The following is a 13,675-nucleotide window of genomic DNA, read 5'->3' as shown; positions in this document are numbered from 1 at the left end:
CAGAGTGCCGAATCTTGTCCGTATCGCACCCGGCGCATTGACCATTGGCAAACCCCTGCCCTGGACGGTCTACGATGCCGACGGCAATGTGCTGTTGCGTCAGGGGTACGTCATACACAACGATACCCAACTGGAACAGTTATTCGAGCGCGGCCGGTTCCAGCCCCGCAAGATTGAGCGCCCACAGGATGAAGTACTCGACGATACCGGCTTACGCAATCCGTTTGCAGAATACCCGGCGTTGTTGCAGACACTGGAGTCGACCATCAATGCCATTACCGAACGGGATGAGAGCGCGCTGAAGCGGGTGCTGGGCCTGTCCCGGATCATCGACCAGATGTGTCAGCAGTCAGCGGAGGCCAGCCTGGCGCTGGTACACCTCTACTCCATCGAGCCCACCATCCACGAACAGATCCTGTTCTACGGTATTCTCTGCCAGCTTACCGCGCGCCAGTTCGGGCTTGATGACAAGCGCACCGCCGTACTGGTCAGCGCAGCGCTGACAGCAAACCTGGCGCTGGTGCCGGTAGCCGACAAGCTGAATGCCTCGAACCGGGTTTTGACTGACGACCAGCGCGCGGTCATCCGCAGACACCCGCAGCGGAGTATTCAGGCATTGAAAGAGGCCGACATCACCAGCCCGCTGTTGCTGAAGATCATCGCCCAGCATCACGAACAGGCAGACGGCTCGGGTTATCCTCACGGGCTCAGTGGAACTGATATCCGCGGTGAAGCGGAAATCCTGGCACTGGCAGAGCGCTATGTCGCGATGATTACGCGCCGTGCCTACCGTGAGCGGATGAACGTTGTCGAGGCCCGCAAGCTGATCACTTCTCTGGCCGATGGCAAATTCCGCCCGGCGATTCCCCGGGCTCTGCTGACAGTCCTTACAGAATACCCGCCGGGTACACTGGTAAAGCTCGCCAACAACGAGGTCGCGGTGATTGTGAGACGGCCCCACCGGCACCGGGGGCCGTTCGCCAGAGCGATCATCGATACACGAGGCAAACGTTACAGAGCGCCGGTCGAGCGGGATTGCAGCCTGCTGGAATTCAACGTCAGGTCTGTGGAGCAGCCCGAAGTGATGCCCTCAATGGACTTCGGACTGCTTTGGGGATTTCGCCAGTAGCGAGCGGCTATTTCATTTCAGCCCGAGAGCATCGGCGTGATGCTCCAGGTGTTCGTCAATAAACGAAGCGATGAAAAAGTAGCTATGGTCATAGCCACGGTGCATCCGCAAGTTGATGTGGTGATGCGCTTTTTCGCAGGCGTCCGCCAGGGCATCCGGATTGAGCTGGGTATCAAGAAACTCGTCTGCGGTGCCCTGATCCACCAGCAGCGGTAAACGTTCCCTGGCGGTGGGGATCAGCAGCGTGGCATCCCACTCTTCCCATGCCCTCCTGTCGTCACCGAGATATCCGCTGAACGCTTTCTGCCCCCAGGGGCATTCGCTGGGGTTGGCAACGGGAGCAAACGCAGACACCGACTTGTACCGCCCCGGATTCTTCAGCGCTGCAATCAGCGCACCGTGGCCGCCCATGGAGTGGCCACTGATGCTCCGGTCCTCCGTCACCGGCAGATGACCCTCCACAAGCTGCGGCAGCTCTTTCACCACATAATCGTACATGCGGTAGTGGGGCGCCCAGGGCTGGCGGGTGGCGTTCACGTAAAACCCGGCACCACTGCCGAAATCATAACTGTCATGCTCGCCGGGCAGGTTCAGCCCCCTGGGGCTGGTATCCGGGCACACCAGCGCCATCCCAAGCCGCGCCGCCTTCTTCTGGGCGCCAGCCTTCTGCATGAAATTCTGATCGGTGCAGGTCAGCCCCGACAGCCAGTAGAGCGCGGGTACCGGGTGGGCGTTGGTGCCCAGCGCAGCAGGAGGCAGATAAACCGCGAACTCCATGTCACAGTCCAGTGCCGCCGAATGGTGCCGGTAGCGACGGTGTTCACCGTCAAAACAGACGTTGGTGGAGAGCAGTTCCATGGTCACCTCTGGGTCTTGGGTATTTCACAATGCGTATTTCGGAACGTCTATGCCAAAACTGGCTTTTGCCAGCTCCGACAGGATAGCCGTTCTGGTTACAATTCCAATCAACCGGTTGTGGTCAACCACCGGATACACCTTGGGTTTTCCGGCTCCCAGGTTCTGGGCCAGGTCCACCACGGACATTTCCGGTGATATGGTCACCGGGTTGCGGAACATGACATCATCGACTGTCGGATCGCCTTCGCGATGATAGCTACTCACCAGCAGGGCATGGATGCAGTCCTGCTCCGAGATAAAACCTATAACTCTGCGGTGATCATCCACCACCGGCAATCCGGTGACGTGATTGTGGAGCAGCGTTTTAACCACTTTGGTCAAGGGCGTACCACAACGAATGGGCTCGATGTGGTTCCACATGACATCGGATACTTTCAACGATTGCATCGGCAGGCTCCCTGAGCATTAATATTCCCGATTCGTCCCTCTATAAACATAGGCAATGGGGGCGGAAACTGGAAGTATAAACCCCACAACCGTGTTCTGTTTCGCTTTCGGGCCAGGGATCAGCTGCCGTTAGCAGACGACTGAGCCATAGTCTCGAAGCCAATGGCCGCAAACTGCACCAGTAATGGTTGCGGAAGGTCATGGCCCATACCCTTGATCATTTCAATGCGGGCGTGGGGCATCAGGTAACCCAACTGCTCCGCTGCCACCGGCCGGACCAGCGGATCATCTTTGCCATGAATTACCGATACCGGCACCCGGATACGGCGTGTCGCCGATGACAGGCTGCCTGTAGCAAGAATGGCACGAGTCTGCCTGAGGATGCCCGCAGGGTGATAGCTGCGGCGGTAATCCCGTACGATCCGCTCCCTCACCTCCTGTTCCCGCGGCGGAAAACCGGGGCTCTGGATGGCCTTCCAGAAGTCCAGGGAGCGTGCCACCACCGTTGCCTCATCGTGTCCTTTGGAGCCAATGCCCGCCAGGCGCCAGATCAGCTGTGATTTTGGCATCGGCAAACGCGGGCTGTTGGTGGATGTCATTATCAGGGTGGCGGAGCGTACCCGCTCCGGGTGATTCGCTGCTACCAGCTGGCTGATCATGCCACCCATGGAAACGCCCACCAGATGGGCACTTGCCAGGCCCAGAGCATCCATCACCTGACACACATCACTGGCCATGTCATGAAGGGTATAGGGGGCCGGGATCGGCAGCCCCATCCGGTGCCTGGCCATTACCGCAACGGGATGTCCTTCGAGGCGATCTTTCAAATGGGAAGACAGGCCGATGTCCCGGTTATCGAACCGGATCACCCGGAAACCTTCATCGGCGTAATGATCCAGTAAGGCCTCCGGCCAGAGCGTCATCTGTGCCCCCAATCCCATGACGAATATCACCGGCTCACCGGCAGGATTGCCGCGGGTTTCCACACAGAAAGACAGGTTACCGGCCGGAACATGAAAGCTTTCGGGCATGAATGAAACTCCTGATAAACCGGGCTACAGCTTAACCCGATAACCCCCGGATCCAATAACTTTGCAGACCGACCGGGCGCCGGAAGAAAGAATTCTTGACCACTGATATTTACAGGTGGCGATAAGTGTCTAAACTCAACGGGTTATACGCTTACGCAAAGCGAAAATCCGGCCCCGGTTTTCGCAGCGGGCGCCTTCAAACCATGGCAGACACACAGGGAGATCCCCATGGAAGCCTTTGAATCTTTTGTAAGCAGCATCAACGGACTGGTATGGGGCCCGCCCATGCTGGTAATGATTCTCGGTGTCGGGCTGTTCCTGAGCCTGGGCCTGAAACTGATGCCGGTGTTGAAACTCGGTGCCGGTTTCCGGCTGATGTGGAAGGGCCGCACCGGTGCTGAATCCGACGGTGAGATACCGCCGTTCCAGGCACTGATGACAGCGCTTTCGGCCACGGTGGGCACCGGTAACATTGCCGGTGTGGCGACGGCCGTGTTCCTCGGTGGCCCGGGCGCCCTGTTCTGGATGTGGCTGACCGCCCTGGTAGGCATGGCCACAAAATACTCCGAGGCGGTACTTGCAGTCCGGTACCGGGAAGTCGATGAGCGCGGCGCTCATGTAGGTGGCCCGATGTATTACATCCGCAACGGGCTGGGAAAAAAGTGGGCCTGGCTGGGGGTCCTGTTTGCCGTATTCGCTGCGATCGCTGCCTTCGGTATCGGCAACACCGTACAGGCCAACTCGGTGGCGGATGTACTGCAGAGCAGCTTCAACCTGCCGCACTGGATAACGGGCCTTATCCTGATGGTCCTGGTAGGCCTGGTGCTCATTGGCGGTATCAAGCGCATCGGACACGTTGCAAGTGCACTGGTGCCCTTTATGGCCATCGCCTATGTTCTGGTAGGCCTGGTGGTACTGGCGGTAAACGCCAACCAGCTCCCGGGCGCCATCGCCATGGTGTTCACCCACGCCTTCAGCCCGGTAGCTGCCGAGGGTGGCTTTGCAGGCGCGGCGGTATGGGCTGCCATTCGCTTCGGTGTGGCCCGGGGTATTTTCTCCAACGAGGCGGGCCTGGGCTCTGCTCCCATTGCCCACGCTGCGGCGCAAACCAGAAGTCCGATCAATCAGGGCATGGTCGCCATGCTGGGCACCTTCATCGATACCATTATCGTGTGCACCATCACCGGACTGGTAATCATCAGTTCCGGAGCCTGGACCTCCGGTGAAACCGGTGCTTCGCTGACTTCACTGGCTTTTGAAAGCGGCCTGCCAGGTTTCGGTAATTACGTTGTCGCCATTTCCCTGGCAATTTTTGCCTTTACGACGATTATTGGCTGGTCATTCTATGGCGAGCGGTGTATCGAGTTCCTGTTCGGTGTGAGAGCCATTGTGCCTTACCGCGTTATCTGGATTCTTGCTATTCCGGTGGGGGCCACGATCAATCTCGGCCTGATCTGGCTGATCGCCGACACGCTCAACGCCATGATGGCACTGCCGAATCTGGTGGCCCTGCTGTTACTCAGCCCCGTTGTGTTCAGACTGACACGGGAGCATTTCGAGAAAGAACGCTCCGTTGGCGCACGCTGATGCCAGCCTGTTGACGGATGGCCTGGATCAACCACCCTTGGTTTTTCCTCCATCCGTCACCATAGTATGTGGCAGGTACTTATTGTCTTTTCCGGCGTTTTCCCGAGCCGGGATCTGGTAACACCAATGGAGGAAATACCATGAGTTTACGTCTGGGAGATACCGCACCTGATTTTGAGCAGGACTCCAGTGAAGGTCCGATCCGCTTCCACGAGTGGCTTGGGGATAGCTGGGGCGTACTGTTTTCCCACCCGGCAGACTTTACCCCTGTCTGTACCACTGAACTGGGGCTGACTGCCAAACTCAAGGACGAGTTCGCCAAGCGAAACGTCAAGGCTGTCGCACTGAGTGTTGACCCGGTGGACTCTCACAAGGAGTGGATAAAGGACATCAACGAAACCCAGGGTTGCTCTGTCAACTTCCCGATCATTGCCGATCAGGACCGCAAGGTGTCGGCGCTGTACGACATGATCCACCCCGAGGCTGACAGCAGCCTCACGGTGCGCTCGCTGTTCGTGATCGACCCGAACAAGAAAATTCGCCTGACCATCACCTACCCGGCAAGCACCGGTCGCAACTTCAACGAAGTACTGCGGGTGATCGACTCGTTGCAGATGACCGACGAACACAAGGTTGCTACGCCGGGCAACTGGGAGGTTGGCGGCGATGTCGTCATCGTGCCGTCGCTACAGGATGAGGATGAAATCAAGCAGCGTTTCCCGCAGGGATACAAGGCGGTAAAATCCTACCTGAGGATGACGCCGGACCCACGCTCGAACTGGAGCGGTGAGTGATCACGGACACGGAAAACCGATCTGCTTAAACAGAAAAGCCGGGCACGCGCCCGGCTTTTCTGTTTTACCACCTCAATTCAGAATGCCGGAACCACGGCTCCTTCGTAATTCTCTTCGATAAAGCGCTTTACGTCCTCCGACGTCAGTGCCTCGGCGAGCTTTTGGATCGCCTCTTCATCCGCACGGTCTTCATGGGCCACGAGGATGTTCACGTAAGGTGATTCTGCGCCTTCAATGATCAGGGCATCGTCAGTCGGCTTGAGTCCCGCTTCCAGCGCGTAATTGGTGTTGATCAGTGCCAGGTCTACCTGGTTGAGGATCCGCGGCAGGGTTGCGGCTTCCAGTTCCTTGAACTCCAGGTTCCTGGGGTTCTCGGCAATATCACGGGGCGTGGCGGTGATCTTGCTGTCATCTTCCAGCGTAATCAGGCCGGCTTTCTGCAGCAGCAACAGTGCGCGACCGCCATTGGTGGGGTCGTTGGGAATGGCAACGGTTGCGCCATCTTCGAGTTCATCCAGTGAGTCAATCTTGCTGGAATAGGCGCCGAACGGTTCAACGTGAACGCCAACAACACTGACCAGGTTGGTACCACGGCCATCGTTGAATTCGTCCAGGTACGGTTGATGCTGGAAGAAGTTGGCGTCCATCCGTTTCTGGTCTACCTGCACGTTGGGCTGGACGTAATCGGTGAACACCTTCACATCCAGCTCCACACCCTGTTCCGCCAGCTTCGGCTTCACGAATTCCAGGATTTCAGCGTGGGGTACCGGGGTAGCTGCTACCGACAGTTCTTCAGCGGACACGGCGCCGGTGAAGGTGGCTGCGGCGGCCAGTCCTACTAGCGTTTTCTTGAAATTCATAGATTGTTCTCCTGTTGGATACTGCAAACAATGTATTCAGTCTGGGAGTACGGCATTCGATTGCAATCCCCTTCCGAAAAACGCCCGTGAATACATCCATGTAGGGCTCGGTCGCGCCATCCCTGGCGCTCCACGTTTTCGGAAGGGGATTCCAACCGAATACCTATGTCGAACTGTTTCTATTTTCGGCTGAAATACAGCACGAGACGATCGCCGGCCATTTGCAGCAGCTGAACGAAAATGACCAGTAGAGCAACGGTAATCACCATGACATCGGTCTGGAATCGTTGATAGCCGAAGCGAATGGCGAGATCACCGAGACCGCCGCCACCCACGACACCGGACATGGCCGCGTAGGAAACCAGTGTGATGGCAGTCACTGTGATACCGGCGATGATGCCCGGTAAAGCCTCGGGCAGCAAGGCACCGAACACGACCTGCTTTACAGTCGCGCCCATCGCCTGTGTGGCCTCAATGATTCCCCGGTCTACCTCTCTCAGCGACGTTTCCACCAACCGTGCGAAGAACGGTGCCCCGCCGGCTACTAATGGTGGAATTGCACCAGCCACACCCAGCGATGTGCCGATCAGCATTACGGTAAACGGGATCATTACAATCAGCAGGATGATAAAAGGCACGGACCGCAGTATGTTTACCACGAATGACAGCACCGCGTAGGCTACCGGCTGCTCAAGCAGCTGCCGTTTGCCGAACAGGAACAGCATTACGCCCAGCGGCAAACCGATCAGTACGCTGAACAGCAGTGACATGCCCACCATCACCAGGGTATCCCAGCTGGCCCAGCCGATTTCGGTCCAGTCTACGTTGGTCAGCAGGTTTTCCATCAAGGCTTCCATCAGCGCAGTACCTCCACGTGAACATCTGCGGCTTCGAATGCGTTCATGGCAATGTCGAGATCGCCGCCCACCAGCGACAGGGTAAGCTGGCCGTAAGGGGTGTCCTTGATATGGTCAATGCGGCCGGAGAGGATACTGAAATCCACGCCGGATTCCCGTGCGACACTGCCCAGCAGTGGCGTGTAGGTGGACTGGCCACGGAAAGTCAGGCGCAGGATGCGTCCCGGTGCCTGTGCCAGGTCCCGTTGCATCTCTTCCCGGTCGATGCTCTCGCTCTCGAAGACAAAATCCCGTGTTGTCGGATGCTTCGGGTGCAGGAACACGTCGCTGACCGCGCCCATTTCAACCACTTCGCCGGCATCCATCACTGCCACACGGTCGCAGACCCGGCGCACCACGTCCATTTCGTGGGTGATCAGTACAATGGTCAGTCCCAACTCGCGGTTGATGTCTGCCAGCAGTTTCAGCACCGACTGGGTGGTTTGCGGGTCCAGGGCGCTGGTGGCTTCGTCACACAGCAGAATCGTCGGGCGGCAGGCCAGCGCCCGGGCAATCCCCACGCGCTGTTTCTGTCCGCCGGAAAGCTGCGAGGGGTATTTGTTTGCCTGGTCTGCCAGGCTGACCCGCTTGAGCAGCTCATCCACCCGCTCACGGATCTCGGCGCGGGAATAGATACCCGCCAGTTTCATGGGAAAGGCGATGTTGTCGGCCACGGTTTTCGAGGACAGCAGATTGAAATGCTGGAAAATCATGCCAACCTTGCGGCGGAAGGCCCGCAGTTCACTGGCGTTGTAACCGGTGATGTTTTCATCATCGATCAGGATGCGGCCGCCGGTGGGCGGTTCCAGCAGGTTGATCAGGCGCACGAGGGTCGATTTTCCCGCGCCGGAATGCCCGACGATACCAAACACTTCGCCGGTTTCGATGGTCATACTGGTGGAGTGCAACGCGGGGATCGCCCGCCCACCTACCTGATATGACTTCTTTACCTGGTCAAATACAATCACAGCTATGCCTTGTGAGCGCCTTGTCCGCGCCTTGTGGGTGCAGCAATAAAGCGGGCGATTATAAACCAAACCGGCGTCAAACCCGAATCCGCGGTCTTGGTATATCCCCTTACACCATCAGACCACCTGACACAGCCATGGCTACTGGACTAAACTGGCAGATTAAAAGCACGTAATCAAAACAATTCCGAGGCTCGCGCCATTTTGAGCACTACAACAGAAACTCCGCCCGCAAGGATGAACTCCACCCAGGCATGGGTAACCTATCTCAGCAAAGTTGAGCTGCCGGTGCTGGCGAATACGCTGCGCAGAATCGACGAGCTCACAGACAGCAGCAACAGCACCGTCAACGAGCTGGCCAACGTCATTCTCAATGACGCCCAGCTCACCTCCCAGGTTCTGAGGCTTTCCAATACGGTGTTCTACAACCAGACACGCACACAGGTGAGCACGGTGAGCCGCGCCATCACACTGATCGGTTTTGATTCAGTCAAATCCATGGCCATCTCTTCCCTGCTGGTGGATACCCTGCTGGAAAAGAATGACCGGCCGCATTTGCTACGCTGCCTGGCACGGGCCATTCATGCTGCAGTACAGGCTCGCTGCCTGCTGCCGAAACGGAATGAGCAGGCTCTGGAGGAGGTTTTCATTGGTGCACTGCTGATGAATATCGGAGAGCTGGCGTTCTGGTCCTGCGAAACCGAACAGGCCACCGAACTCGAGACACTACTGGAGCAGGGTGAACCACCGGTAGAAGCCCAGAAGAAGGTGCTTCACGCCACCTTCACCGAAATCACCCGGGGGCTGGTAGAGGCCTGGTCTCTGGGACCGTTCATCAAGGAAGTGGTATCACCCGGCAAAGCCAATTCGGTAGCGTCCAGTCTGGTGCGCCACTCGGTAGAGATGGCGCGCCTGTCCGAAAACGGATGGAGCGGCCGGGAAATGGACGAGGTTCTGGAGAAGATTGGCAGGGACATCGGCGAGAATCCGGCCACAGTCCGGGACCAGCTCAAAGTTAACGCGGGCGAAGCCGCCAAGGTGGCTGTATCGCTGGGCATTCCCCAGGTCACGGAGTTGATGCCCGGTAACCAGAGCGAGGGCAAAACAGCGAAGGTCGAAGCTCCGCCGGTGGACTCCCGGCTACAACTGGCCATTCTTCAGGATCTGACCCGCAGCCTGACCGAAAAACCTGACATTAACGAAGTCTGCCAACTGGTGATAGAAGGTATTCACAGGGCTGTCGGAATGCAGCGTGTCGTACTGTTGATGGGGGACCGCTCCGGAACCCGTCTGGTGCCCCGCAAACTCGGTGGCAAGGGCACCGACGGCTGGCGCGAGCAGTTGGCCATCAACCGGGACGGCACCGGACCATTAGGCCGGCTCCTGCCACATTCTGCCAGCGCGATTTACCTCCCGGACAAACGACCGGAAGGCGTCCCTTATGATCGCTGGCTGACGCGGGTGCCGGCACTGGTCGGCACCCTGAAAGCCAACGGTCGCCTGGTGGGGCTGTTCTATGCGGACAACGCAGCCAATGATTACCAGCCTTCCGAAGAACAGCTGATCTCGTTCAATCATCTGGTCCAGAACGCCCAGCTCTGCATCACCTTGCTGGCGACGAAGAACTGAGCGATCCGAACCCTGGCCTGGTGTCAATGCAGGGCGCGGAGTTGGCGCGGATACAGGGCCGCGCTGACTTCCGGTTCCTCCAGCAGATCCGCCAGCTCCATATCCACATCAGTTTCCTGGCCTTCGTCCGGCAGGGGCTCAAACAGGGTGTTGAGCCAGGAGGTAACGGAGGGCGCTTCATCGCGGCCATATTCCGTAGACAGGGCCTTGATACGCTTGAAACCGATGATCCGCTGGTGCTTCGGATCACGGATTTGCTCAAAGCCGCGCCAATAGATCCGGTCGCGGGTATGCAACTGGACAAACAGTGTGTCGATGGGTTCGGCGGGATCTTCACCCCGCAACAGGTCGTCGCTGCGGTCTTCCGCGGCGGGGGTTTCTTCGGACATTGCGTCGGCTTTTGCCGGCTTTTTATTGCGAATGGTGGTCCACGCCGGATACAGCACGGCCACCGCATCAGCCTCTACATGCTCGCGGGCGGCGCGGAGGATCAGTCCCCAGCGGGCCTTGTCGGCATCGGTTTCAAGAGAGTTAATGGGCAAGTCGTAGCTTTGTTCACTGGACAGAACGATAGCCATCATCGGGGCATCAAGCTCCCCCATGGCTTCGGCCTGTGCTACAGACACCAGTTCGTCGATTGCCATCGGTTGGTTCATAATACGCTCGCCTCCTCGATGCCATCAGGATATTCCAGGGGGAAAGGGTTCCCCCTGCTTCACAGCATAGCCTGTTCCGGCCATAAAGATAAACGTGGATGCGGTGATCACGGATCACAATACGTCATTTATTGTTTCAGTACGTAGCATCACGCCATCGTCTCCAACTGCTCGTAGCGACCAAACCACGGACTGGCCTCTTCCAGTTGTGCCGCCAGTTGCAACAGAGTCGCTTCGTCGCCGTGGGGCGCTCCGAACTGGACCCCGACGGGCAGCCCGGAAGCTGTCCACACCGTGGGCACCGACATGGCCGGTGTGCCGGTCAGGTTCGCCAACTGGGTAAACGGGGTACGGGCCAGGTTTTCCAGCGCCATCTGATCCACCTGGCCACTGCGATGCAACAGTTTACCCGCCCTGAGCTTCAGCATCAGGCGGGCGGCCACCTGCAGGTGGCCAGGCGTATCCAGCTCACCGATCTTTGCAGGCAGTTGCCCCGCCGTGGGACACAGATACAGGTCATATCCCTGGAAAAAGGCCCCCAGCGCCCGCGCGAAGTCATTCCACTGCTGGCGCCGCTTTACATAATCCGGCAACGGCATTGACCGGCCCAGCATGGCAAGCAGCCGGGTATCCAGCTCAAAATCTTCATCCCTGGCGCCGAATCCGGTTTTTGCCCTGTCCATCAGGGTTGATACCTCGCCAAAATAAAGGCCCAGATAACAGCGCGCCAGCGCCATGCCGTCGAACTCCGGGCGGGCATATTCCACCTGGTGTCCAAGCGTCTCCAGCAGCCGCGCGGTGTCTTCCACGGCCTCCACATATTCCCTCGCCACGTCGGTGTCATAGGGAGAGGATGTGAAGACACCGATTCTGAGCCGGCGCGGTGCCTGCTGCATCAGTTGTGCATAGGGGGCTGACGGCGGAGCGATGATGAACGGATCCCCCACCGCCGGGCCGGACAGAACGTCGAGCATGGCCGCGCTGTCACGGACGGTGCGGGTTACCACATGGTCGATTGACGCACCGGTCCAGGCCTCTCCGGCGTAGGGGCCGGATGAAATCCGGCCGCGCGATGGCTTGAGCCCGAATAATCCGTTATAGGCCGCCGGAATACGTATCGATCCGCCACCATCATTGGCACCCGCCACGGGTACGATACCCGCGGCCACAGCAGCAGCGGAGCCACCGCTGGAACCACCGGGAGTAAGGTCGGTATTCCAGGGATTGCGGGACGCGCCCCAAAGCTTTGATTCTGTCACCGCCTTGAGGCCAAACTCGGGGGTCGCAGTGCGGCCAAGAAACACCAGTCCACCGGCACGGGCCCGCCGGACATACTCCGAATCCTGTGGCGCGATGTTATTTTTCAGGCCATGGCTGCCAAACGTACAGGGATGCCCCTGTTGCTCCTGGGCCAGATCTTTAAGCAGCATGGGAACGCCGGAAAAGGTACCATCGGGCTGACAGGCCTGGTCCAGCGCTTCAGAGAACTGGGGATAGCAGATCGCGTTCAGCTTGCCATTCACCGCCTCTGCCCGCTCAATGGCAGCCTCACAGACTTCACGGGCTGACACTTCTTTGCGGCGAACCAGGTCTGCAAGCGCTACTGCGTCATAGCTGAGGTATTCGGATTGCTTCATGATCGATTCCGTTTGTTATTCTGAACCCTGAAGATTGAGGGAACCATCGTCTATGAACAAGAGTCCCGGACGTCGCTTACTCGCTGCTGCTTTTATGGCCGCGTCCATTATCACACCAACTGCGGGCGCCAGCGAACAGCCGCCAGAGCCGGTGGACAGCTGGACCGATATCATCCGCAGCTCGCCCTACTGGGTGAGCCAGGGGGTTTACCACAACATCACCACCATCCGGCGCTGGGTTCTGAAAGAGTCAGGGTACTGCTCTGACACGGACCGGCATATTCTGTTCGATATGCGCGGCCGGTTCCTTGGCTATATTGACGATGAAAGCAGTCGCGAGGCGACCCAGCAGCACCTGAACGATACCCGTCTTGCACTCGCTGCCAGCGGCCGGGCGGATAGCTGGGCAGCCGGTGGGCCGGGCGAGACCGGTTACCCTTTCGCACTCGCCTGTGACCAGCCCCATGTCAACCTCGATGAAGCCGTTGCCCGTTATCTCGGTACACTGCCCACCGAGCTGATCTGGGGCGCCTGGGACGATCTTTCATTTGCTGCACAGGAGAAACCCGGACCTCTCCATGATGCCCTGATGTATGTCTATGGAACCCGCCAACAACAGCAGCGAAACAACTTGCCCGCAACCCTGCCAAAATACCTTGCGGGCCAGATACTGATCGAAAGCAGCGGCCAGCAAAGGGCCCATTCCGCCGCAAATGCCAAAGGCATACTGCAGCTGTCTCCCTCGGCGCTCAGCGACTGCCGGATCAAGCCGGCTAACCACTGGCACCGGCTGGCACAGATCGATTGTGCCCTCAGGTTAACAAACCAGAATGCCCGCAATCTGCGGGAGCCGTTCAACCAGCGTTTTGGCGATCTGCCCGAAGACAAACGCGATCAGCTGTTTACCCTGCTGCTGGTCCAGGCCTACCACGGCGGTGCGGGCCGGGTAAGCGCGCTGCTGGAGGATGAAACCCTGTCGAAACCGGCCGCCTACTTTGCCAGCGAACACGAGAACTTCAGCGCCGGTGATATTGCTTTTGGCATGGTGTTTCATAATCTGGGTCGGGACCGTTTCGGCCTGGCATCGCTGTACTATGTGGCGGACGTGCAACTTGCAACCGAGGCACTGTGCGAAACGGCGCGCCTGGGCGCTACGCCTTTCTGTGAATAGCCCGGGGGGGCT

The 13,675-nt window shown here is 58.5% G+C and carries 13 protein-coding genes; 5 read left to right on the top strand and 8 right to left on the bottom strand.

The genetic code is table 11. The annotated features are described in order from the left end of the window. Window positions 1–4: 4 nt before the first annotated feature. A complete protein-coding gene (locus tag DIT72_RS06215; protein WP_135954290.1) occupies window positions 5–1,129 on the top strand; it encodes an HD-GYP domain-containing protein in 1,125 nt (374 codons plus the stop codon). A gap of 12 nt (window positions 1,130–1,141) precedes the next feature. Here the strand turns inward: DIT72_RS06215 and fghA are convergent, their stop codons facing one another. From fghA to DIT72_RS06200, 3 genes are all read right to left on the bottom strand, one after another. Further along, a complete protein-coding gene (fghA, locus tag DIT72_RS06210; RefSeq protein WP_135954289.1) occupies window positions 1,142–1,987 on the bottom strand; it encodes an S-formylglutathione hydrolase in 846 nt (281 codons plus the stop codon). A gap of 24 nt (window positions 1,988–2,011) precedes the next feature. Beyond that, entirely contained in the window at window positions 2,012–2,434 is a 423-nt protein-coding gene (locus tag DIT72_RS06205) for a CBS domain-containing protein (RefSeq protein WP_135954288.1), read from the bottom strand. A gap of 119 nt (window positions 2,435–2,553) precedes the next feature. Beyond that, window positions 2,554–3,465, bottom strand: coding sequence for an alpha/beta fold hydrolase (locus tag DIT72_RS06200; protein WP_135954287.1), 912 nt, complete (start codon window positions 3,463–3,465; stop codon window positions 2,554–2,556). Between the two features lie 228 nt (window positions 3,466–3,693). Here DIT72_RS06200 and DIT72_RS06195 point away from each other — a divergent pair, with 228 nt between their 5' ends. After that, a complete protein-coding gene (locus DIT72_RS06195; protein ID WP_135954286.1) occupies window positions 3,694–5,052 on the top strand; it encodes an alanine/glycine:cation symporter family protein in 1,359 nt (452 codons plus the stop codon). 140 nt (window positions 5,053–5,192) lie between these two features. Beyond that, a complete protein-coding gene (locus DIT72_RS06190; RefSeq protein WP_135954285.1) occupies window positions 5,193–5,846 on the top strand; it encodes a peroxiredoxin in 654 nt (217 codons plus the stop codon). 77 nt (window positions 5,847–5,923) lie between these two features. On the opposite strand, the gene DIT72_RS06185 is transcribed toward DIT72_RS06190, so the two are convergent. From DIT72_RS06185 to DIT72_RS06175, 3 genes are all read right to left on the bottom strand, one after another. Continuing rightward, window positions 5,924–6,706 carry a MetQ/NlpA family ABC transporter substrate-binding protein gene (locus DIT72_RS06185; RefSeq protein ID WP_135954284.1) on the bottom strand — a complete coding sequence of 261 codons (783 nt, stop codon included), beginning with the start codon at window positions 6,704–6,706 and terminating at the stop codon, window positions 5,924–5,926. Between the two features lie 179 nt (window positions 6,707–6,885). Next, window positions 6,886–7,563, bottom strand: a complete 678-nt coding sequence (locus tag DIT72_RS06180) for a methionine ABC transporter permease (RefSeq protein ID WP_135954283.1) — start codon at window positions 7,561–7,563, stop codon at window positions 6,886–6,888. Beyond that, window positions 7,563–8,570 (bottom strand): methionine ABC transporter ATP-binding protein, encoded by a 1,008-nt coding sequence (locus DIT72_RS06175; RefSeq protein WP_135954282.1) that lies wholly within the window; start codon window positions 8,568–8,570, stop codon window positions 7,563–7,565. Before DIT72_RS06175 ends, DIT72_RS06180 begins: the two co-directional genes overlap by 1 nt. Window positions 8,571–8,807: 237 nt before the next feature. Between DIT72_RS06175 and DIT72_RS06170 the strand changes: the two genes are divergently transcribed. Continuing rightward, complete coding sequence (locus DIT72_RS06170; RefSeq protein WP_135954753.1) at window positions 8,808–10,199, top strand: HDOD domain-containing protein; 1,392 nt, start codon at window positions 8,808–8,810, stop codon at window positions 10,197–10,199. Between the two features lie 23 nt (window positions 10,200–10,222). On the opposite strand, the gene DIT72_RS06165 is transcribed toward DIT72_RS06170, so the two are convergent. Further along, entirely contained in the window at window positions 10,223–10,855 is a 633-nt protein-coding gene (locus tag DIT72_RS06165; protein WP_135954281.1) for a hypothetical protein, read from the bottom strand. 149 nt (window positions 10,856–11,004) lie between these two features. Then, on the bottom strand, window positions 11,005–12,492 hold the full coding sequence (locus DIT72_RS06160) for an amidase (protein ID WP_135954280.1): 1,488 nt from the start codon (window positions 12,490–12,492) through the stop codon (window positions 11,005–11,007). 52 nt (window positions 12,493–12,544) lie between these two features. On the opposite strand from DIT72_RS06160, the gene DIT72_RS06155 reads away from it, so the two are divergent. After that, a complete protein-coding gene (locus tag DIT72_RS06155; protein WP_211578554.1) occupies window positions 12,545–13,663 on the top strand; it encodes a lytic transglycosylase domain-containing protein in 1,119 nt (372 codons plus the stop codon). Window positions 13,664–13,675 lie beyond the last annotated feature (12 nt).

Source organism: Marinobacter orientalis (assembly GCF_004792665.1).
Classification (GTDB): domain Bacteria; phylum Pseudomonadota; class Gammaproteobacteria; order Pseudomonadales; family Oleiphilaceae; genus Marinobacter; species Marinobacter orientalis.
This window is presented reverse-complemented; position numbering and strand designations above follow the sequence as displayed.